This window comes from Xylanibacter muris (assembly GCF_013166605.1).
GTDB lineage: Bacteria > Bacteroidota > Bacteroidia > Bacteroidales > Bacteroidaceae > Prevotella > Prevotella muris.
In genome coordinates, this window is record NZ_JABKKF010000003.1 from 91,842 (window position 1) to 114,618 (window position 22,777).

The 22,777-nt window shown below is 47.4% G+C and carries 16 protein-coding genes; 3 read left to right on the forward strand and 13 right to left on the reverse strand.

Annotated elements, in window-relative coordinates:
* Positions 1–32: 32 nt before the first annotated feature.
* The 5 genes from dinB to HPS56_RS04455 form a co-directional block, all read right to left on the reverse strand.
* A complete protein-coding gene (gene dinB, locus HPS56_RS04435) occupies positions 33–1,127 on the reverse strand; it encodes a DNA polymerase IV (RefSeq protein WP_440130283.1) in 1,095 nt (364 codons plus the stop codon).
* Positions 1,109–1,753, reverse strand: coding sequence for a 4'-phosphopantetheinyl transferase family protein (locus tag HPS56_RS04440; protein ID WP_172274502.1), 645 nt, complete (start codon positions 1,751–1,753; stop codon positions 1,109–1,111). Before HPS56_RS04440 ends, dinB begins: the two co-directional genes overlap by 19 nt.
* 36 nt (positions 1,754–1,789) lie before the next feature.
* Positions 1,790–3,001 (reverse strand): DNA recombination protein RmuC, encoded by a 1,212-nt coding sequence (locus HPS56_RS04445; protein ID WP_172274505.1) that lies wholly within the window; start codon positions 2,999–3,001, stop codon positions 1,790–1,792.
* A gap of 8 nt (positions 3,002–3,009) precedes the next feature.
* Entirely contained in the window at positions 3,010–4,428 is a 1,419-nt protein-coding gene (locus HPS56_RS04450) for an ATP-dependent DNA helicase (protein WP_172275120.1), read from the reverse strand.
* A 61-nt stretch (positions 4,429–4,489) separates the two neighbouring features.
* Entirely contained in the window at positions 4,490–6,979 is a 2,490-nt protein-coding gene (locus HPS56_RS04455; RefSeq protein WP_172274508.1) for a pectinesterase, read from the reverse strand.
* Between the two features lie 424 nt (positions 6,980–7,403).
* On the opposite strand from HPS56_RS04455, the gene HPS56_RS04460 reads away from it, so the two are divergent.
* Positions 7,404–8,225, forward strand: a complete 822-nt coding sequence (locus tag HPS56_RS04460) for a DUF3822 family protein (protein WP_172274511.1) — start codon at positions 7,404–7,406, stop codon at positions 8,223–8,225.
* A gap of 38 nt (positions 8,226–8,263) precedes the next feature.
* Positions 8,264–8,794, forward strand: a complete 531-nt coding sequence (locus HPS56_RS04465) for an RsmD family RNA methyltransferase (RefSeq protein ID WP_172274514.1) — start codon at positions 8,264–8,266, stop codon at positions 8,792–8,794.
* A gap of 20 nt (positions 8,795–8,814) precedes the next feature.
* Here HPS56_RS04465 and cls read toward each other — a convergent pair whose 3' ends face one another.
* From cls to HPS56_RS04490, 5 genes are all read right to left on the reverse strand, one after another.
* Positions 8,815–10,248: a cardiolipin synthase gene (gene cls, locus HPS56_RS04470; RefSeq protein ID WP_172274517.1), complete on the reverse strand. Its 1,434-nt coding sequence runs from the start codon at positions 10,246–10,248 to the stop codon at positions 8,815–8,817.
* Positions 10,249–10,296: 48 nt separating this feature from the next.
* Positions 10,297–10,881 carry a 7-carboxy-7-deazaguanine synthase QueE gene (locus HPS56_RS04475; protein WP_172274521.1) on the reverse strand — a complete coding sequence of 195 codons (585 nt, stop codon included), beginning with the start codon at positions 10,879–10,881 and terminating at the stop codon, positions 10,297–10,299.
* A complete protein-coding gene (locus HPS56_RS04480; protein WP_172274524.1) occupies positions 10,881–11,219 on the reverse strand; it encodes a 6-pyruvoyl trahydropterin synthase family protein in 339 nt (112 codons plus the stop codon). Before HPS56_RS04480 ends, HPS56_RS04475 begins: the two co-directional genes overlap by 1 nt.
* An 11-nt stretch (positions 11,220–11,230) precedes the next feature.
* A complete protein-coding gene (dnaG, locus tag HPS56_RS04485) occupies positions 11,231–13,237 on the reverse strand; it encodes a DNA primase (protein ID WP_172274527.1) in 2,007 nt (668 codons plus the stop codon).
* A 173-nt stretch (positions 13,238–13,410) separates the two neighbouring features.
* The gene (locus tag HPS56_RS04490; RefSeq protein ID WP_172274530.1) at positions 13,411–15,030 is read right to left on the reverse strand and encodes a rhamnogalacturonan acetylesterase; all 1,620 of its coding nucleotides are present in this window, start codon (positions 15,028–15,030) and stop codon (positions 13,411–13,413) included.
* Positions 15,031–15,219: 189 nt separating this feature from the next.
* Between HPS56_RS04490 and HPS56_RS04495 the strand changes: the two genes are divergently transcribed.
* The gene (locus tag HPS56_RS04495; protein ID WP_216655755.1) at positions 15,220–15,501 is read left to right on the forward strand and encodes an IS110 family transposase; all 282 of its coding nucleotides are present in this window, start codon (positions 15,220–15,222) and stop codon (positions 15,499–15,501) included.
* Positions 15,502–15,552: 51 nt separating this feature from the next.
* Here HPS56_RS04495 and HPS56_RS04500 read toward each other — a convergent pair whose 3' ends face one another.
* From HPS56_RS04500 to HPS56_RS04510, 3 genes are read right to left on the reverse strand one after another with little or no spacing between them, the layout of a single operon-like run.
* The gene (locus tag HPS56_RS04500; RefSeq protein ID WP_172274533.1) at positions 15,553–18,585 is read right to left on the reverse strand and encodes an efflux RND transporter permease subunit; all 3,033 of its coding nucleotides are present in this window, start codon (positions 18,583–18,585) and stop codon (positions 15,553–15,555) included.
* A gap of 11 nt (positions 18,586–18,596) precedes the next feature.
* A complete protein-coding gene (locus HPS56_RS04505; RefSeq protein WP_172274536.1) occupies positions 18,597–21,683 on the reverse strand; it encodes an efflux RND transporter permease subunit in 3,087 nt (1,028 codons plus the stop codon).
* Positions 21,684–21,686: 3 nt separating this feature from the next.
* On the reverse strand, positions 21,687–22,739 hold the full coding sequence (locus tag HPS56_RS04510; RefSeq protein ID WP_172274540.1) for an efflux RND transporter periplasmic adaptor subunit: 1,053 nt from the start codon (positions 22,737–22,739) through the stop codon (positions 21,687–21,689).
* Between the last annotated feature and the right edge of the window lie 38 nt (positions 22,740–22,777).

The following is a 22,777-nucleotide window of genomic DNA, read 5'->3' on the forward strand; positions in this document are numbered from 1 at the left end:
ATATGATTATACAATAAAATAATGACTATGAATTATAAATATCCGTCAAATTCCAAAAATCCTTCCACCCAATCAGCCTTGTGCATCTCTGCCTCGACAGACGGATTTGAAACAGACAGCCCTATGAGTCTTATAGGGCGTGCCGGCGAGTATTCAACCTCGTGCAACAGACGTTTCGCCGCAGGCAATATATCATCCTTGGAATGCAACATTTTATTCAGTGTGATACTGCGCGTTATCTGTGTAAAATCAGCGAACTTAACTTTCAGGGTCAGCGTACGCCCCTCAAACCGTGCCTTATCTATCCTTTGAACCAGTTCAAGCACTGTATGATAAAGTTCAATGATAATGGCAGATGATTTATGTATATCGCAGGAAAAAGTATGCTCACAGCCTACAGACTTACGAACATATTCAGTTTCAACCGGCCGCATATCTATCCCACGGGCAAAATCATAATACATACGCCCCATCTTTCCAAAAACTTCAGTAAGATGACGGAGCGAGCATTTCTGCAAATCACGTCCGGTAAATATGCCCATATAATGCATCCTGTCCGCCGTTTTAGGACCGACACCCCAGAAATCACTGATTTTCAAACCGGAAATAAAATCAAGCGCACAATCAGGATGTATGACCGTAATACCGTCCGGTTTACGGAAATCAGACGCGATCTTCGCCAGGAACTTATTATACGACACACCTGCGGATGCCGTAAGATGCAATTCCTCACGTATCCGGCAACGTATTTCCCCCGCAATGTCCACTGCCAGTGCCATTCCCTTTTTATTCTCCGTCACATCGAGAAAGGCCTCATCGATGGAAAGCGGCTCTATTATATCAGTATAGTCATGAAATATGGCATGCACTTGTCGGGACACGGACTTATAAACGTCATGCCGCCCCGGCACTACAATCAGATCCGGACACAACTTGTGGGCACGTGCCATAGGCATTGCCGAACGCACACCATAACGGCGCGCCTCATAACTTGCCGTAGACACGACACCACGCCCTCCGTCATGTCCCACGGCAACAGGCTTACCCCGCAACTCCGGATTATCCCGTTGCTCGACAGACGCAAAAAAAGCGTCCATGTCTATATGTATTATCTTACGCGACTGCACCATGTGACAATATATTGTGGAAAAAAAACAGTAGAGAACATGACATCTGAAAACCTACGTGTCGTTCTTCCTACTGTTATCTTCTCTTTATTATATACAATGTATGTCTCAGAATATTCATCAGCACAGCCATTACCATTCCCGAACAGTGTCTTCAAGTCTGTACGGATTCCCTCACCGGTAAGTTTCAAAAAACTTTCTTTCATTGTCCATAACCTTATAAACTCTGTTTCGGGATTCTCTGACCCAACCACCGCGGCGTATTCACTGCCACTCAACACATGACAGGCAAGCTCTTCCCTGAAAGGACGCAGCGTCTCGACATCAACACCCACCGGACAGCCGTCAACCGCACATGCCGCTGCCTTACGGCAGTGACTAATATTGAAACATACTTCAGGATGACCGACAATAAAAGGCTTTCCATTTTGCTCATATCCTAAATCAGGATTACAATCAAAACCATACAAATCTCTCAGCGAACGTTTCAGCAACAAGTATGCGGCTACAGACAGTATGCGGCCTTCGGCTTTTTTGAAACGCAACGCACTCTGCCGGCGTTGCACTGATATTTCTCGCAACGCCACATCAAGATCAAAGTCAAATTTGTCGTCAATATAAATCATCGGCATATAAACTCATTTCAAGAAACGGTTATTCCATCAACCGATGAACCTGTCTTCCGGCTTTGGAATCTTTCTGTTTGCATTCTCCTTTGCACCAAGATCGACCAACTCGCGGCCTTTCTTCACCACACTCTGATTACCGGCTATCAGCTTATTGTCGGCAAAATCGTATGCCTTTTTTGCCTTATCCAGAACATCGCCAAGTTCGCGGTAGCGCCTTATGAAATCACCAAGACGGTCGAGCAACTGCTCTGCCACACCGAATACCTTTTCCTGGTTCTCCGCCTGCCGGTTCTGTACCCAGGCTACATGTATCATGTGAAGAATGCCAAGCAGATTCTGCTCACCGGTAATGAACACCTTACGCTCAAAAGCATCACGCCAAAGAGTGGGATCATTGGCAAGTGCCAGCTGAAGCGAAGACTCAAAAGGGACAAACATTATAACAAAATCCACAGCCTCGCGCGGAGACCTCACATATTTGCTGTAATCCTTCCGTGCCAGTTCCGTCACATGAGCGCGCACACTCTTTATATGCTCCTGCAAACTGCGTTCCTTTTCTTCCGGTGTTTCCGCATTCACATATCTTTGATAAGCCGTGAGCGAAACCTTCGAATCTATTATGGCATCCTGTCCCTGAGGATAATGGAGTATTACATCCGGTTGCATCTCACGTCCTGTATCATCATTCCTTACAGCCCGTCCGTTCTCGTCACGAAGACGTGCCTGCACCTCATAATGCGTACCCTCGGTAAGTCCCTGTGAAGCCAACAGGTCTCCAAGGATTATCTCGCCCATGTTGCCGGCAGCCTTATTGTCGCGTCTGAGTACATTTGCCAGTCCCTCCGCCTTATCCGCTATATTGCGGTTGCTCTCCATCATCATCCGTATCTGCTCACGAAAAGATGCCGAATGCTGTGCCGAGTCCTTAATATTCTCATTTATTGCCTTTCGCATGTCACTTATGGCATCTTTCAACGGCTGTGTGATACTTCCGATATTCTCCGTATTCTGCTCTTTGAGCTTTCTCGCACTTTGCTCCATCACCTGCCGGGCCATATTTGCCATCTGTTCCTTTGCCGCATCAAGCTGTGTCGCAAACTGTTTCTCACGCAACTGTGCCACATCGGCCTGCTGACGCATAATCATTTCTATCTCTTTACGGAGAGCGGCCGTCTTCGACAGCATGTACATATATGCAAGAGCCGCACCTATTAAGATTCCTATAAAAATATATACCACTATCATAATCTATTTTAATCTTTTGTCTGTGTCATGGGCCAGTTCACCAGATAAAGTTTTTCCGAAGCACGTGTAAAGGCAGTATAAAGCCAATGTATATAATCGGGAGTGAGCATATCGTCTGTCATGTATCCCTGATCAAGATATACATGAGCCCATTGTCCGCCCTGAGCCTTATGACATGTTACCGCGTATGCGAACTTTATCTGTATGGCATTATAATATCCGTCCTCTTTCAGTTTCTTTATCCTGTCGGATTTCAGGGGAATGTCGCCATAATCCTCCATAACAGCATCAAACAGCATTCCGTTCTGTTCACGGGTAAGTGCCGGAGCCTCTGAGGACAGGGTGTCAAGGATTACCGTTGCCGTGACTTCATAATCATCATAGTCAGGAAACTGCATGGTGACATCGGCAAAACGGAATCCGTAAATCTCACGTACATTCCTCACACGCCACACCCTCGCACGGTCACCGTTGGCAATAAAAGGCAGTTCCTTGCCGTCAGCCCAGTGATAGTTGTTTTTGACTATCATTATCATATCTCCCGTTGTCAGTTCCTCCTCGCGGTATAACACCATGTTCCGTATCCCGCGGTTATAAATATTCGCACGCTTGTTGGAACGTGTTATCACCATTGTCTCATCCTGCCCTATCTCGCTATAGCTTGCCGAAAGCTGTTCTATAAGTTCGCTACCGCCTACATACGCGATATCGGCAAATCCTTTCAAGCGTATCATCGGCAACCGGGTAATCTCATCGTGTGTTATCATCTGCCGTATCACCGTGGCATTATATAATATGCCGGATACCGCACTTTGACGCTGCACTTCCGTCAAATCTGCCGAAAACACCTCAAGGCCATAGCCGGCCACCACATCATCCATAAGCGCAGGACTCTCATCCTCACCTACCGGAGGAAGCTGGGCACGGTCGCCGATAAGCATCATCCGACAATTACGCCCGCCATATACAAAACTTACAAGGTCATCAAGCAGACGCCCGCTTCCGAACGCGGCATCGCCATATCCCATGTTGGAAACCATCGAAGCCTCATCCACAATGAACAGAGTATCGACATACAGGTTGTCGTTGAGATTGAATCCGCTCATATCTGCCGTCATTGACTTCTGACGATATATGCGCCGGTGAATGGTATAAGCCGGTTGTCCGGCATTCAGAGAAAAAACCTTGGCTGCCCGACCTGTCGGAGCCAGAAGAACCATCTTCTGTCCCAGCGACAGCATCATCTTAACTATGGCTCCTGCAAGAGAAGTCTTTCCCGTTCCTGCAGAGCCTCTGAGAATCATAGCCGAATGACTGTTGCGGACAGTAAGAAAAGAGCAGAATATTTCCATAGCCCGTTCCTGGTCATCAGTAGGAACAAAGCCGAAAGCCTGCCTTATACGCAATAACAATTCTGATGAAACCATAATGTAAAGATAAGCATTATTCTCATTGAGCACAAGAAAGCCCAAAAGTATTTTCCATTTCTCATTCCCATGCCACATCTATACCATGAAGCATGGTGGTACTCTCTCCGCAAGTTCCGGTATGCTGTATCATCACACCACCTTTATCCGTCATTTCCACATTGGCATTAAGCATAACCGAATGTGCGACAGGAGCAGACGATGGCTGTGATGATGTCGAGACCTCTGCAGACAAGACGTCTCCCGAGAGCGAAACATTGATTACGCATCCCGTACGGTAGCAGTCCGAAGTGACGGAAGGAGTAATCGGAACAACAGTTCCATTGTCGTATCTCACCAGCAGGAAGTCTACAGACTTGGCACTCTTCACTGTCCTTATTATACGTAAGGCATATCCGCTCAACGTCCGTGTGTCCATCTTTATTCCAACATCCATGTATTGTCCCGTAGCACTGCCAAAGCCCTGTCCGGCCGTCTTTGTCGGGTCAACTCTCAGAGTGAGTTTCATATCCTTGTAAACAGCATCAAGAGGCGTGAACATCAGACGCGCACCACGCTGTGCCTGAAGAAGCCCATAGCCTTTGGCACCGTTATATCCTTTGCCGTATGTCCACATATCGCGGCTTTGGTCGAAAGCCCATTGATATTGTTCCGTATCTTTAGGCTTATAGCCGTCCACTGTCCAGTATCCGGGAAGCACACGCGGCTGCCATGCAGTAGGAAAAGAATGGAAATCGGAAACAAGACGCATACTGCGTAAAGATGAATTACCGCCACGACTGACATTGTTACTTCCTACTTTTCTCTTGCTCACCACTCTCACCGTATCACCAGGCAAACTGCGGTGATGACGTGGAACAATATCTGCGATAAGGAAACAACCCGCATCTTCTTCCGTCAACGGATATTCTTTCTCAGGAACGTCCATTCTGCTCACAGCCACGGCAACCGCACTTGCCATACTCCCGTCAGCCGACCTCAACCATGTGACGGACGAATTGTCACGCCTTCCGTCAAGAAAAAGAGAATAGTAAAGACGTGCGACAGAATCACCTTCTATAATAATCTTCGGAGCAGACAAGAAATCCGGAGGTGGCAATATCTCCGGCCGTATCTCTAACTCGCATGCCGCTTCAAGTCCGTCTTCTGTCCGCGACACGACACAGAAACGCACGGCATCATCGCCAATATTCAAAGGAGTTACGACTGTCGTTCCTCCCTTGTCTGTCGACAGGCTCACATATTTCTCATACCCGGGAGCGACACGCCAGAATATCTCAGCGGTATCTGGATATGATAAAGGATAATTACCGTGACGCAACTGACGTGCAGACAGTACAAGCGTATCACGGCCTGTCGTCAATATTGCATTCTTTCTGGAAAGATGCAGACTTGTCGGTATGTTGTTTGCTCCGCTGGTACCAAAACTTCCGTCAGGCGTCCAACCGTCATTTCCGCCAAGCAGGTTCGCTATGTTATATATGCTGTCGTTCACCAAATAAGCCCTCAGTAACGGAAGCGAATCCATCCTTACTGTGTTCTGCGGCTTTCTCTTGCCGACGACATACTGTTCTCCGTTAAGAGTCACTCCATATTGATAGCACCTAAGTTGCTCTGTCGGGTAGTTGGCCCATCCCACATCACTACCCAAACGAGCCTCATACTTACAATTTACAAGAGTGACCTGACCCGGTGACTTACAGAACACCATTTCCCTGTTTGCCCCCATAGCACGGAAACTGCACCCAAGAAATACGGCACCAGCCAAATCAGTGGTATAAAACGGTTTCTGTCCGTAAAAATCAAAAGTGGAATTAAGATATACTCCATTGCCTGTAAGGGCATCATCTGTGCATTCGAAATGACATTTGTCATAAAACGAACGGCGGGCCCCACTGAGCGGATTAAGATTCAACCTGGAAATAAAACGCACATTGCGGGCTGTCATCCTGTCGCCATGCACATATCCCACATGAGCCTGGGTTATGGCGTCGGAACGTTTGCAACGGTTTTCTGCCGTATCAAGAGGAAAAACAAGGTCTACATTACAATAATTGCCCAACGTCATATTCTCAACCACAAGACCGTTGCCCCAAATATCAAGCATTGTGAAATTGCCTATTGCTCCCTGCGTCTGCCCTCTCCGTGATGCAATGATAACATTACGAGCGTCATTTGTTAGCCCCGTAAACCTGAGATTCTCACATTTTATCACCATGCCGAAAGGTTCCCGACCGTTAATTCCAACGGCAACAACGGTATCATCGGGATTATCCGCCCAATATACCCCTGGAGCAAAAAGGATCCTCATTGGCTTCTCATCCGTTCCGTCTTTCAGATGTCTCACGGCATCGGCAATGGTGCGAAACATATATGGATACTTCATATCCCCTGGCCCAAGCCTGCTGTCAACATAAAAAGTATTCTCGTCAAGTCTGAATTTCCCATCAGGACAAACAACGATGCCTTTCTTAACATAAACAGGATACAGAGGGTCGAGACTCCACGATTTGCGCCTTGCGGCAACGCTGTACACAACCAAAAGCGTCATAACAACAGCCATGAGGCGGATAACAGAATGGTATCTTCGGTCTCTTTTTCGTGAAATGCCCGCATAGGGACAAATATGACACATTTTTCTTCTTTCGAAAACTTTTATATACATAATATGAATGTAACAGTTTGTTTCTAAATCCGGTATAAACGGCAACACCGCTACAAAATTAATCAATAATTTGCTCAACTCGCAATTTATTTATAAATTTGCGGATTTAGAAAAGGATTTTACCTTTGCTTACGACAATACAGACGTATCGTATGGACAAAAAGGAAATAATAATGAACATCGGTCTTGGATTGGTGGCGGCACTGATGTTGTACATCTGTGTGATGAGTATCGTATAGAATCACCGGACATCATCCCAATTCCACAAGCACCCTAATAAAAAGGCAAATATTCTCATACATATTAAGAAATGACATCACCCAATAATATCACACAGACAAACGGACGGCGGCTGACAATACGCATAAGCAACAACTCGCTGTCATTCTCTGCAATAGATACTTCCACGGCTGAGGCCAAAATACAATATGAGCCATACGAAATAAAAAACGGAATATCAATGGCCGCCAACCTCAGAGAGGCTCTGAAATCCGCAAGTCTGCCTAAAGAACATTTCAGACGCGCACTGGTGATGATTGACTCGAATGTTCTTATTATCCCCATAGACCTGTTCAGGGAAGGGAGCTATAAATCTCTCTATACACACTCCTTTCCTAAAAACGAGAACGATGAAATTATGTATACCGTGCTGCCATATCTTAATTCCGTGGCCGCCTTTTCGGTAAACAAAGACCTGAAGCTCGTCATTGACGACAATTTCGGATTTGCCACATTTGTGGCAGCCATGTCTCCTGTATGGAAATACCTGCACCAAAGGAGCTTCACCGGCACGAGGAACAAACTTTACGGATATTTCCATGACAACAAGGTTGAGGTGTTCTGCTTTACACAAAACAGATTCAAATTCTGCAACACATTCAACACCGCACGTCCGCAGGATGCAATATATTTCCTGCTTTACGTATGGAAGCAGATGATGCTGAAACCGGAATATGACGAAATGCACATTGTAGGCAATATTCCCGACCGGGAATGGATTCTGGAAGAACTGAAAAGATATCTTCAACGTGCGTACATAATAAATCCTGCCGGTGACTTCAACCGTGCTCCCGCAACACAAATAAAGGATATGCCTTACGACCTGATGACTCTATACGTCAAAGGCAGATAGCCGTTCATCATAATACCAGAAATATACTCTACAAGAAAATGCGCATAATAACCGGTATATATAAAGGACGTCATTTCGATGTTCCGCGTTCATTCAAAGCAAGACCGACAACCGACTTCGCAAAAGAAAACATATTCAACGTTCTTAACGCATATATCTGTTTTGAGGATGCCACAGCCCTTGACTTGTTTTCCGGAACAGGCAGCATATCGCTGGAACTCGTATCACGCGGATGCTCAAACGTGATTGGAATAGAAAAGGACCGCGACCATCACGCCTTTATATGCCAGTGTCTTAAGAAACTCGATACAGACGCATGCACGCCTATACGCGGTGATGTATTCAGATTCCTGAAGTCATGCCGCATGCAGTTCGACTTCATCTTTGCCGACCCTCCATACGCTCTGAAAGAACTGGCAGACATTCCTGACATAATATTCACTAAAGACCTCTTGAAAGAAGGAGGAATCTTCGTACTTGAACACGGCAAGGAGCAGGATTTCAGCCAACATCCGCATTTTATCGAACACAGGGCCTACGGTAGCGTGAACTTCTCAATATTCAAATAGGCCCCTAAACGCTGTTTATATTACAGCAGCGGTGAGAGAAGACGGATGAGACTCTCCCACAGACGGACGAAGAAAGAGCGGAAACGGCCGCGAACTACGGGGGGCTTGTCATTAAGAAGCTCCGATACGGAAATGTCGGACATAAACACGGACTTGAAACGCCTGACAACATCTGTATCGAAAAAGAAGACATTGGCCTCGAAGTTATTCTCAAAGCTACGGAAATCAACGTTTGTGGAACCGACAGTGGCAACACTATCATCGGCAAGCATAAACTTGCTGTGCAGAAAACCGGAATTGTATCTGTAAATCTTTACACCGGCATTCATTACATCACGCATATATGAACGCCCCGCCCACTCCACAAACCGCGAATCACTGCGCCACGGCACAAGCACGCGCACATCGATACCTCCGAGGGCGGCAGTGACAAGAGCGAAAAGCACAGGTTCTGTAGGAAGAAAATACGGACTTTCAATATAGACATATTTCCTTGCACCAAGAATCACGCGCACATACCCCTGCATGATATCGGGATATTCCGACACCGGACCGCTCGTTACAATCTGCGCTATACCGTCATTCCTAACAGCGTCATCCATAGAAGGATAATACTTTGTGCTCGATATTAACGTACGGTCTACAAAATACCAGTCAACGAGAAAGGCTTTCTGAACACTGTAGACCACCCCACCGGTAATTCTAACCATTGTGTCACGCCATTCCTGGCCGTCAATACCTTTTACGTACCTCAGGGCAATGTTCATACCACCGATATACGCCACACGGCCGTCTATGACAATTATTTTCCTATGATTGCGATAGTTCACCTTGCTTGTGAATGAAGGGAAACGCACCGGCAGAAACGGACTTACCTCTATCCCTTCCTCACGCATACGCTCAAAAAAAGAATGACTTACATTCCAGCATCCCACATCATCATATATCACACGTACCTCAACACCACTACGGGCCTTGTCTATCAGCGCATCAGCAACAAGATATCCCAAGGCGTCGTCGGCAAAAATATACATATCGATGTGGATGCTGCTCTTTGCCGCACCTATAGACTTTAAAAGGTCAAGGAAAAAGGAACTGCCTTCGGTGAATATCTCCACGGCATTATCCTTGAACGGAAGAGAGAAACTCTGGTTCACAAACAAATCCACCAAAGGCTTCACACCGTCCGGCACACGAAGATTCTGCTGTCCGACAAATCCGAGCATCGACCGTTTGGTGAGCTGGTTCAGGCTGCGCTCACCGATGAGCCGCTCCTTGCGAGTGTCAAGCCCGAAGAAAAGATACAAGACAATTCCTGCTACGGGCACGAAATAAATCACGAGTGCCCACGCCATTGTCTTCACCGGCTGGCGGTTGCTCATCACCACATGAAGAACGGCTATGATTACGATTATCTCGTATATTATGACAAACGTCATATATATTCCATGCATATCTTTCCTCCTTTTCTATTTTATTGTCATCGGCCTGTCATATAACGCCTATTTAAAAGAGCATATCTTATGGATCTGCAACGACAGCCTCCACTGCGGATGCCCGAGGATATACTCTATACATTTGCCGCGTATCTCTATATTCCGCTGCTCATCGGCCACATCACAAGGTTGCAGATAGTAATAACTTGCCTCCACACCGTAATCGCTAACATCCGTCTGGCCGTTGTAGACACATTTAAGCTCATCACACCGTTTCAGTGCCAGTTCTGCCTTTTCCCCAACAAACTCGACCTTCGGAGACACCGTTACCCAGTCTATGCCGTCAGGCAATGTACGTGTTCCGTTTGTCTCTATCGCTATCCTGAAACCGGCATCATGAAGAAGCCCTATGAGACGGGCATCAATATGCAGGGCAGGCTCCCCTCCCGTCAACACGGCAAAGCGTGCGGGGAATTCGGAAGCACGAGCGACAATCTGCTCATCTGTCATTTCCTGATATCCCGTGAAGTCTGTATCGCAGAAAGGACATTGCAGATTACATCCTGCAAAACGGATAAACACAGCCGCACACCCGGTGTTGCGGCCCTCTCCCTGAAGCGAATAAAATATCTCGTTTATCTTCTTTACCATCAAAGATTATCCTCCTCGTATATGGCTATGTTTCCCTCACTTTCCTGAACAGATACCTTATAGCACTGCGGTATCTGCCCTGCACACCACCGTGCGATATTTTCGGCCGTGGGATTGAAGTCGAGCACTTCATTAAGATTCCTATGGTCGAGCTTTCCTTGTATGAGCTGCTTTATCTCTGTGAAATCACATACCATACCATTGCTGTTCAGTTCACGTGCCTTACAATAGACAGTGATTATCCAGTTGTGGCCGTGCAGCCCCGCGCATTTGCTTTCATAGTCAAGCATCAGGCTGTGCGCTGCCGACACCTCGAATGTTTTTTGTATATAATACATTGTACTTATTATTATTTTGTTACGATTATATCGCTGCCTATCTGCCTGGCAAGCGCGTCTCTAACAACCTGTGTATCTCGATATTTTTCCATGAGGGCACGTATTCTCTCCATGTCGCTTCCCACAGTCCGCAACTGCATCTGTATGTCTTTCAGTCTGCGTTCCATGATACCAAGCCGATAGTCGAGCACGAGGTGGGTAACCTTCTGGCGTATAGAATCAGGCGTAGGCTCGACGCTAAGACTGGCACTGAGCTGATAGCGGTTTATGCCAAGCTGTCCGGCTATACGGCTTATCTCAATGTCCGGATGATGCATGAAATAAGCCTCGGCCCTGAACCCTGGCTCATTGTTATGTGCCACTGCTTCTTCAAGAATCCTGTTATAGAGAACATTGTGGAATATAATGCCGTCCTGCGACAGATCATAGTCGATATATTGCGATACAGAGAGGTCTATCATGCTGCCGTCTTCCGCCTCAAGCCCTTTGTATATTATCTCTTCGCCATGCCTTATGACCATAGTGATGAGCAACCGCTCCACTTCCTGTCCATGGACATCCGCGGCAGACAACACCATATCTGCCGAAGACAATACCGACGACACAGAGGATGGAGCAGCAGAGGATACCTGTTGGGGCTGCGCAGTATTCTGGTTGTCGCGCTCGCGCCGGCGAGCTTCGCGCTCCTGTTCCTTTTCCCGCTCTTCCTTGTCGCCACGGATAAACTTGTTCATGGTGGACACGAGCGTCTGCTCACTCATCTGTAACCTTATGGAACATTCTCGCAGATAAGTGTCGCGGATTATCTGGTTAGGAATTACAGACACGCTCCTTACTATACTTCCTATTGCCTCGGAGCGTTTTATGGGATCTGTAACCCCGCGTAGCAGCCGGGCCGTCTTAAACTCAATGAAGTCGGTCTGATTATCCTCGATATATTGCCTGAACTCCACCGCGGTGTGCTTTCTTGAAAAGCTGTCGGGATCATCACCGTCGGGCAGCACAAGCACCTTTATGTTCATTCCCTCGGAAAGCAGCATATCCGTACCCCGCATGGCGGCATGGATACCTGCCTCATCACCGTCGTAGAGTAACACGATATTGGAAGTAAACCTGTGCAGCAGTCTCACCTGATGCATGCTCAGGGCCGTGCCCGAATTGGCCACCACGTTTTCTATCCCGCACTGGTGCATCGACACCACATCGGTATAGCCTTCCACCATAAACACACGGTCTTCCTTCACTATGGCTTTCTTTGCCTGATAAAGCCCGTAAAGTTCACGGTCCTTATGATATATTTCCGATTCCGGTGAATTTACATACTTCTGCTGTACACCTTTTGTACGTGAGTCGAGCAACCGGCCTCCGAACGCACTCACCTTTCCACTCACGTTGAGCCACGGAAAGATTACTCTTCCTGAGTATCGGTCAACAAGTTCTCCGTTATCTTTTCTGTAGCACAGTCCTGTTTTCACAAGAAACTCCTCCTTGTAACCTTTTGCCAGCGCAGCCTTAGACATGGAGTCGCGCTGCGAGAGAGCAAAACCAAGCTGGAATTTCTTTATTATGTCATCGCGAAACCCACGGCTCCTGAAATACTGTTTTCCTATGGCCACACCATCGGGGTCGTTATCCATTATGTTCATGAAATAGTCTTTTGCCCACTCATTCACAATGAACATGCTCTCCCTCTCACCCGCCTCTTTCTTCTCCTCGTCGGTAAGTTCCTTTTCCTTTATCTCTATATTATATTTTGCGGCAAGCCATCTCAGAGCCTCGGGATAGGTCATCTGCTCATGTTCCATCACGAAATTCACGGCATTGCCTCCCTTGCCGCATGCGAAACAATGACATATACCCTTGGCCGGTGACACCATGAACGACGGTGTCTTGTCATCGTGGAAAGGACACAATCCCTTATAGTTCACCCCCGCCTTGCGGAGATGGACAAATTCCGACACCACATCGACAATGTTGACGGCATCCATTATTCTGTCTACAGTAGCTCTATCTATCATATACTGTCTGAAAACAAAGAGCCGCATAGAGGCGGTTATATTCCCACCGCTACCGGCTCATTTGGGTTTATGCTATAACGTATGTATTCTTTACATATTATAAAACATCCAAGAAAGTACGTTTTTTCACTTATGTCCGTTTGCGGCATCCCGTCCGCAAACGTCATGAACATCTACTTCAGATATTCGGCCAGCGGCGACTTGTTGGCTTTCAGTCCCTTTGCTATACTCCGGGCATTCGTCTTCGCACCGAGCAGCGATGTATGGGTATGATCGCGATTGTAATACTTCATGGCTTTCTCCTTGCTGCCACACTTCTTGTCGAGATAGTCGGCTGTAATATTATGCAGGTCGAGAAATTCCACACCGGTCTGCTCGGCCACCTCACGATACCACTTTCCGTATGAGTCGTTGCGACGCTCTATTTTTCCCTTAGGCCATTCGTTGCGCGGAGTGAGCGACACAAGTATCGGTGTTGCACCCTTTTCCCTTACGTCCTGTATGAACTTTTTCAGATACCATCCAAAGGTATATACAAGTTCGTATGTTCCGCCCTTTTCCATCTTGTATACATGGGTGGAGTCCGATGTTCCCCGAATTGTTCCGCGCATACGGTCTTTATCTATAGGACCTATATCGTTATGTCCGAACTGTATCAACACGAAGTCGCCCGGCTTCAGACTGTTGTACACCTGATCCCATCGTCCCTCGTTAAAATATGTGCGTGTAGAGCGTCCGGCTTTCGCACAATTCACGCATGTTATCTTTTTCTTGTCAAACACGGTATACGCCTGTGAGCCCCATCCCCACATTCCATCTTTGTCCTTATCCTCGTTCTTCACCGTGGAGTCGCCCGTGATAAACACCACCGGCTTGCCTTCCTCGCGATTCACGTCCACCGTAGGCAGCGTCATGTCGTTCATCATCGCCTTAAGCTGTGCCAGCTTCGGATCGTTGCTTGCCGCTATCCCCTCAGCCGCCGAGCGGGCATTCATTTCCGCACCGAAACGGCTTGTGTGTATATGGTCTTTATAGAAATGGTAGCTTTCCTTCCATTTGCCATACATGTCGAGCTTTGCGCCAGATATCTCGTTGAGGTCCACGTATGGCACATTTTCCTCAGCAGCCACCTGCTCGAGCCATTTGCCGTGAGGCTTGCGCACAATCTTTCCATCGTCACCGTATGCGTCGCGCGGAGTGAGCGACATCAGTATAGGATTGCCTCCGGCCTTACGTATGTCCTCTATATATTTGCGCATGTATCCTCCGTATGTGTACACAGTCTCCTTCACTCCGGTCTCCTTTATAGTCACGTTCATGCTGTCGCGCCCGGCTCCGGGAATCGTTGCCCTTGCACGTCCGCTGTCATACGGACCGTTATCGTTGTGGCCTATTGACACTATCACCCAGTCGCCCTTGCGGATGGCCTTACGGATATCCGGCCACAGTACATTATAGAACGTGCGGCTGCTCATTCCTCCAAGAGCCTGGTTTTCAACCGTTATCTTGTTGCTGTCGAAATATTTGTGCTCGAAGAATCCCCATCCCCACTGTCCGTTGTTGCCGTTACCGAGAGTCCCGTTTCTCATTGTAGAGTTGCCTATAAGGAACAACACAGGGTTGTTTCCCTTACGGCTCGAGCCGGGCTTTGGCCTTGCCATCAAGGCCTTGTTTATACTGTCCGGAGTGTTGTCCACAACCTTGTTAACATCTTCGACCGGTTTCAAGCCTTGTCCGAAAGTAAAGGTTGCCGATGCTCCCAGAATCGAGATAGTAGTAAGTAGCTTTTTCATTATCTGTTATTTATATTGTTTTTGTTTTCCAATCTATCCTGCAAAGGTATATAAAAAATCGCGATTTTATACGCCCGGAGAATAAGAAAGTCAAGACCGTGACTATCTTTGTGGGTAAAAAGAGGTCTGTGGGTTTCCCCCTGCCTCGAATAGAGTTAATAACGGGCTTTGTGTCCCAATAAAAAACCCATGAAAAGAACAGTCTGCGGTCTTGACGTGCACAAAGATAGTGTTTTTTGCTGTATTTTATGCGCTGACGGACGAAAAATTCAACACAAATTCGGTGTTTTGACCGAAGAACCGGTCACGCTCCGCGATTTGATGGAGTCGGAAGGCATTGAGGAATGCGCCATGGAGAGCACAGGCATCTACCGGATGCCTATATGGCGGGTACTGGAGAAGACCGTCAAGCTACATCTGGCATTGTCTTTATGGTTGTTAAGTCGACTTTACAATAAACAACCTGTTTGAAAGTTGGAAACAGCCATTTTACGGTGTACCAGAGGGGTTGCGGACTTCTTATCACTTTCTCAGGCGCACGAATATCGGCAAAGCAAACTGTATGACGATGACGGAAAAAAGAAGGCCTCCTGTCACACCGGTTGCAAACGATAACCAAAACGGTTCCTTGCCGCCATCGAAGAAAAACGGAACAAGCCCAATTACAGTAGACGAGATCGTAAGCAGCACGGGAATGATTTTGTGATTATATGCCTTCACGTATATCCTCGCATCCGAAACGCGTCTGCCAGACATACGCGTCTTGAATATGCTGTATTCGTTAAGTATGTATATGGCTGAGTTTACTACTATTCCGGCAAGCATCACCATTGAAGCAAGACCTCCCGTGCCGAAAGGCACCCCGGAAATGGCGAATGTAAGGAACAGCCCGATGAACGACACCGGAATGGTGAAGATTATTGTCAGCGGCATGCACAGTGACTCAAACAATATGGCACAGATAAAGAATACCACCACAACCACAATGCCGATCACCCAGTATGGGGCTTCCTTGTCGCTCTTACCTTTGTATACAGGATTGACACAACGATAGCCCATAGGAAGCATTCCGTTGAAATGGTCAACAACATCTTTCATGAAATCAGACACGTAGACATACGAACCGAGCACATTAAACTCTACTGACAGGATATACTCTTGGTTGCGCTTCGGAATACAGTTCTTTGCTTCCCTGCGACTCACATCAGCAATGTCGGACACTTTTATATCACGGTCATCGACCGAGGTTCTGTCGGCCGAAACGGAAAGATGTCCGCCAGTTCTTATATATGAATTGTCTATCTGCCATTTGTCAAACATGTCAGTCTGTACGGATTTCAACACCACATCTGTCTTGCCGGCACCATTGTCATACACTCCCACTTCGAGCGTGGTTATCAGATTTGCCAGCGATGAGTGTAAATCCGTAGCACCTATACCGTAAAGCGCCATCCGTTCATGGTCATAGCGCATATACAGCTCATCAGCCTCATGATTTCTGTCGGGCACACGCACCACCACATCGCGCGTCCTCGGATTCGCCCCTATATATCTGGCAATTTCTTCGGCATATCTGTTCACACAATCATAGTTGTATCCCGTTATCCAAATACAGTTGCTGCGGTGCTGCAAATTCAGCGAATTACTAAATCCCATGCGGCTTACACCATAGGTACTCCAGTCCGAACCGCCTATACCTATAAGTTTTCCTATCACCTTCTGCTCTATAATATATGGAAGCGATGTGGCAAGACAACTATCTGTAAAATCCACGTTAATGTATGCACCGCGTCCATCGATACGTGTGGTAAAGCATTTTATCCCCTCGCAACTCTTCAGATAATCCTCAACCATCACCACCTTGCGGTTAAGCTCGAGAGCCGTTCCGCCCAACGGAAGCTCACCGCGTATGACAAGACTCAGTTCTTGTTCGTCCACCTCGTTTGTTCGTCCATTGATATTATCTGCAAACCAGTCCAATGCCACACCGAACATCACCGCCATCAGCGCAAACGCTATCCATTTACGTCGCTGTGTCATCCTTACATACCAAAAGTACATACGGCTGAGCACGGCTATGCACCGCACGCGATGTATTCTACAGTGTGACGTGCTGTCATAATGCAGTGCCCCAATGAGAGCAGGCACGAATATCAGGGCGACTATCAGCGACACAGCCAGATTGATACTTATAATGCGGGCAAAGTCGTAAAGATCGCGTTGCCATTCCTCGGGGAGAAACCACACAGAAACGAGCGAACCCACAGTGGTGAGCATCGCGGCGAGAATGGCAAGAAAGGCTTTTCTATCGCGATAGTAGGAATAGTGGTCAGTCATCACTATCGTGGAGTCTATTATCAGGCTCATCGACACAGCCATGCCGGCCATGGAAAACACATGAAGCTTAAGTCCTAAAAACCAGTATATTATTATTGCAAACAGGATATTCAATGCCAGTGTGGAGACTATGATGAAAAGATATTTCCATTCGCGACGTGTAATCCACACAAATAGCAGCAATACGGCAAGAGACAGCAACGAGCGGTTCACAAGTTTTCCCACCTCAACACGTTCTTCCTCTGCCGCATCATGGGCCAAAGTGAGATACATGCCGGCAGGCAGTATCGTGGATATGCGGTCCACCTCACGCTGTATGTATGACGACAGGCTTATGGCATTGGCATCACCAGCAACATCAACACTAATATTCACAGTATTAAGGCCGTTTATGCGGTAATATCTGTCGGGGGCGCGTTTTTTCTCCGTCTGTGTCACAAGACTGTTTAGGTATATCACATCGCCACCTGGAGTAGTCACGGGTATATCGGCTATACTCACACCACCAGAAGTGACAATAAGCGTATGACGAGTATCGTCGCCTGTAGTCACATCACCCACAATATCCTCACGCCCGGTGAAGTTTCTAACGGCATCCGCAATATCCGCTGAAGTGATACCATAACCGGCAAGCACCAACGGATCGTAAGAAAGTTCCATGTAGTGACGTGAGCCGCCCGACAACGATACATTCTCCACACCGCCTATCTGCCTCACACGCCCTATAAAACCATTCTCAAGACATTCGGAAATCTCTTCTTCCGGCATGTCTGCATTCACATAATATGTAAGAAGTGTCAGACGCTCATTGCGTCCGTCACTACCATTCACCACCTCACCGCCCGACAACGACGGATAGTCTGTTCCTTCGGGCAGACGTGAATATATCCGACGCAAAAGCGACGACATCTCAAAACGTGCCGCAGTCACATCGGCCGTCTTCTTCATCTGCACCCGTATCCGGCATCGGCCGAAAAAAGATTCGGAAGTGACACTCTCCACCCCTTTGACACCGGAGAGAATACCCTCAATAACTGATGTGACACTGTTTTCCATAACTTTTGCCGACGCGCCTTTACGACTGCATGTCACAGTAAGCGTCTTCCCCTGCTCAGGCGGCGGCTTCACTCCCACATCGAGACGCGGTATGAGCGCAATGCCAATGATCATGATTACCACCATGGTCATACACACCGTGAAATTAGAGAGAGACTTCATGATTTTTCCCATTACTTGGTTTCATACTGCCATGACTCCATATCGCCACGGCTCTCAGACTTGATTCCGTGTCGCCCGTAAATGACATAATAAAGCATCGGCACGAAAAACAGCGAGACCATCGTACCCACAATCATTCCAATGATGATAGTAAACGACAGCGGATACTGAAGGTCGGAGCCCATGTCTCCGCGGGAGAGAAACGGCATAACACCAAACACGGTTGTGGCAGATGTCATCACTATAGGACGCAGACGTTCCTTGCCCGCTGCAACCACGGCACGAAGCACACCCATGCCTTCGCCCACATGACGGTTCACCGTGTCTATCTTAAGAATGGAATCATTGATCACAATACCGCTCATCACCACAATGCCTATCATCGACATAAGATTGAGCGAAATACCGAAACACCACAACAAAGCCAATACGAAAAAGCAGTTGACAACCATTTCGGAAAGAATTATCAACGGCTGTACCAGACTTTCAAACTGTGCGGCAAGAATAAAGAACAATAATGCCAAAGCCACGGCAAGCACAACAGACAGCTCGCCTATAAGCTCACGGCCCGTAAAATATCCTCCGCCATAATCGGCCCTGAGTGCAATGCCGGCATGCTGGAGACTGTCGGTATATTTCATTACCCGCTCAATGTCGGCATGGCTTCCATTCATACAAACGGGATAATACTCACCGGATGATGAGGCATAAAGACGCTTATAGTCTTTCACCACAGAGTCTGTGACAAGATAACTCACCGGCACGTCAACACCTTTTGCACTTCTCACAACCGACTGCATTATGCGACTCCGGTCGGCCTTGCCGACACCGATTATTACCGGCATGGATTTCTCACCATAGCTTATTTCCATACGCCTGTTGACACCTGTCAGCTCCTGCAAATGCGAAAACAACGAACGATATGAAACTCCATAAAAAGCCATCCTCACCACATCTGCACGGCAAAGAATATTGTTGTCGAGTTCGGGCTTGGGGATATGAATCCCGGGGAATCTCTGTTGAAGACTGTCGGTAAACGCCACTGCACAGGAAACCTCCGGCCGCCCCCCGTCATCACTTCTCATGCGCAGCTCAAGATCGTGTTCGGATGTGTTGAGAATCATATCAAACGGATTGCCAACCGGCTCAAAAGCCACTGTGGCACGTCCGAAGGCAGAATCACAATAACTGACAATCCTACGCTTGGCGGCAGCAAGCTTGTCTACGCTTCCGCAATACATATAACCAAGTGCCTCGGCGCCGGTGATGTTTCGCGTATGTGACAGCACGAAGCTTTGTGTTCCGGTCATTGTAGACGAGGTCTCGCTATATTCTTTCACAGCCGCCATCAACTCGCTTATCCTCTTGTCGCTCTCCTGCTCACTTATACCTTCGTTCCAGATCACAACCACCTGGGTGTCTGTATATGACAGCTCGGGCATCCTCTGCTTGTCTATAAGCATATAGAACAGCACGCTGCCGGGAATGGAAAGCGCAAAAAACACAAGGAAAAGACGCGTATGACGCATCACGAAAAAGAAGGCTTTCTCATACCACATCCACATGATACGGTCCATAAGATTACTTTCTACACAGGACATCCTCCACCTTCTGTGGCGAACACGGAACAATCCATAGAATGTCACAGGCACCACAATCACAGCCACAGCCAGTGAAGCGAACAGAGACACGCTGATGCCAACAGACATGTCGAAGAACAATTCTCCGGCTATTCCACTGATGAATATCAACGGGACAAACACCGAACACGTGGTAAGCACCGAGCACAACATCGGTGTGAATACTTCTCCCGCCCCATGGCATACGGCATCTTCAAGACCGTTGCCGCGCTGAAGTTTCTGTATGATATTATCAGTCACGATTATGGCATTGTCCACAATCATTCCCACACCGAGTATAAGCCCTGATATAGAAATGACATTCAGCGATACTCCCATCACATAAAACATCAACAGCGTGATGATAAGAGACAGAGGAATTGTGAGCGCAACGATGAGCGACAGACGGCCGTTGCGCAGAAAAACAAACAACACTATGCAAGTGAGAATACACGCAACCAGAAGATTGCTTTCAAGATTTGAAAAGGAATAGGAAAGCAACCGGGTCTGGTCGCGGGTGATGGAAAACTCGGTATCGGGGTAATTCTTCTTCAGATCATCAACAGTAGCATCAACGGCCTCTTTCAACTCCGACATCCTGGCATCACTATGCTTTATCACTGCCATAGTAATGGCATTATTGCCATTGTGGCGAACCCATCCATTTCTCACCCCATCCTTCTGCTCTATGCGGCAGATATCCGAAAGTTTCATCAGGCGTCCCTCGTGGGTGATACAAATGCCGGCAATGTCATCACGTACAAGCAACTGCGAGTCAAAATGTATATTATATCTGTACCGGCCGTCTATCACAGACAGCGCACCCACAGTTATGTTATTGTCACTGAGAACTTTCTCTATATTGTCTGTGGTAATACCCATAGAATGCATCTTATCGTAATCGGGAATGATTACTATCTCACGTCCCACTGTACCACTTATATCCACCATAGCAACCTGCGGCAGTTGCTCTATGCGCTTACGCACCACATTGGCAGCGAAATCACTGAGTTCCATAAAGCGCCGCATATCTGTCGCACCATCCTTAAGCGTTATCTCGAGAAAGAACGCTGGAATGTCTAACACACTGGACTTCATTACCTTCGGACGTTCGAAATCCTTGGGCAAGGCCCCCATAGCCATGTCTATTTTCTCATTCACTTCGATAAGAATCAGGTCAATGTTGCTTCCAGGAACGAACGCCAGCTTTATCATACCGGCATCCATACGCGCTTCCGTCTGGATATCTTTCAATCCCGTCACCTGCGAGAGCCTCGACCTAAGCAGACGCATGGCATCCCTGTCTATCTGCTTTGCCGAAGCCCCTCTGCAACTTATCTGCACCGTTATTCCAGGAACATCCACATCAGGGAGCAAAGAAACAGGAATCTTCGTTACCGCCAGCATGCCGAGCACCGCAATGGCAACGACAATCATTCCCACCGCCACCGGCCGTTTTATTATATATCTTATAGCCATATATCAACGATTGCCGTTTCTGTTTTTTATCCTCACGACCGTACCATCAGCCAGATTTTGGTTCTCGGAAATTATCACGGCCTCACCGTCGCTTAGCTTCGTTTCCTTTGCCTTGCAGCCTGTTATAGCATAGTGCGTAAGATTTGAATACTCTATATCAACGTATGTCCATACCGCCTGCGAGTCCTCCACCTCGAATATCACATAATAGCCGTCGCGCTCCACCACAGCCTGCTTAGGTACGACAAATCTTCCCGGAACGCTTTTTTCCACTATCACCCTCACATTCAATCCGTCTATCAGCAGAGGATCTGTATTGCGTATTCCGGCACGCACCTTAACCATGCCTTTTTCATCTACCGTAGGATTTATCTGGGTTATCTTTCCTTCAAACACTTTGTTGTCGTCAATAAACGGTATCACCTTCACCCTCTGTCCCATGGCCAACGACGGCAGTTCGGCCTCAAGCACGGAAAACTCCACATTAAAATATAAGTCATCTATAAGCTTGCCGAATTTTCCTGCCGCCTGATAGGGCTGGCACTCGATATCGGCTACACGCCCTGCAAACGGTGCACGCAACTCACAATATTCAAGAGCCTTGCGGGCCTCGGCAAGTTGGTACTCGGCAGAGAAATATCCCGATGTTATCTTGGCACGTCTCATCACATCATCGGGAACGTTGCTTCCTATACCGTCGTATCCCATACTTATAAGCTTATCGGCCAACGATACGCCAGCACGCTCCAGTTCTTTCTCGTATTTCATTACCTGAAGCCGTTTATCGTCCTTATCGGTTACAGCGAGCAACTGCCCTTTACCCACACGGCTGCCGTTGTGTACATATATTTCTGTAACTACCCCCTGTCCACGAAATGTTATCTCGCTACGAGCTTTTGCCTGCAGCCTGCCGTTGCACACTAACTGCACATTGAAAGGCATGCGCCTAAGCATCATCGTATCCACTGTCGTAACAGCGGTTGCGACTGCCGGTTTGTCCATTTCACGCTTGGTTTCATTGCTGCTGCAAGATGCAAGCAACATTGTAATTATCATATACAAAATACAGCTGTTCTTATATAAATATAAAAAAC

What these genes read in the sequence shown, in the direction of transcription:
- HPS56_RS04445 (WP_172274505.1), bottom strand. Translation starts at nt 3,001, where the DNA reads ATGATAGTGGTATATATTTTTATAGGAATCTTAATAGGTGCGGCTCTT.
- HPS56_RS04505 (WP_172274536.1), bottom strand. Translation starts at nt 21,683, where the DNA reads ATGGCTATAAGATATATAATAAAACGGCCGGTGGCGGTGGGAATGATT.
- HPS56_RS04475 (WP_172274521.1), bottom strand. Translation starts at nt 10,881, where the DNA reads ATGGTAAAGAAGATAAACGAGATATTTTATTCGCTTCAGGGAGAGGGC.
- HPS56_RS04480 (WP_172274524.1), bottom strand. Translation starts at nt 11,219, where the DNA reads ATGTATTATATACAAAAAACATTCGAGGTGTCGGCAGCGCACAGCCTG.
- dnaG (WP_172274527.1), bottom strand. Translation starts at nt 13,237, where the DNA reads ATGATAGATAGAGCTACTGTAGACAGAATAATGGATGCCGTCAACATT.
- HPS56_RS04440 (WP_172274502.1), bottom strand. Translation starts at nt 1,753, where the DNA reads ATGATTTATATTGACGACAAATTTGACTTTGATCTTGATGTGGCGTTG.
- cls (WP_172274517.1), bottom strand. Translation starts at nt 10,248, where the DNA reads ATGCATGGAATATATATGACGTTTGTCATAATATACGAGATAATCGTA.
- HPS56_RS04455 (WP_172274508.1), bottom strand. Translation starts at nt 6,979, where the DNA reads ATGACGCTTTTGGTTGTGTACAGCGTTGCCGCAAGGCGCAAATCGTGG.
- HPS56_RS04450 (WP_172275120.1), bottom strand. Translation starts at nt 4,428, where the DNA reads ATGGTTTCATCAGAATTGTTATTGCGTATAAGGCAGGCTTTCGGCTTT.
- HPS56_RS04510 (WP_172274540.1), bottom strand. Translation starts at nt 22,739, where the DNA reads ATGATAATTACAATGTTGCTTGCATCTTGCAGCAGCAATGAAACCAAG.
- HPS56_RS04495 (WP_216655755.1), top strand. Translation starts at nt 15,220, where the DNA reads ATGAAAAGAACAGTCTGCGGTCTTGACGTGCACAAAGATAGTGTTTTT.
- HPS56_RS04460 (WP_172274511.1), top strand. Translation starts at nt 7,404, where the DNA reads ATGACATCACCCAATAATATCACACAGACAAACGGACGGCGGCTGACA.
- HPS56_RS04500 (WP_172274533.1), bottom strand. Translation starts at nt 18,585, where the DNA reads ATGAAGTCTCTCTCTAATTTCACGGTGTGTATGACCATGGTGGTAATC.
- HPS56_RS04490 (WP_172274530.1), bottom strand. Translation starts at nt 15,030, where the DNA reads ATGAAAAAGCTACTTACTACTATCTCGATTCTGGGAGCATCGGCAACC.
- HPS56_RS04465 (WP_172274514.1), top strand. Translation starts at nt 8,264, where the DNA reads ATGCGCATAATAACCGGTATATATAAAGGACGTCATTTCGATGTTCCG.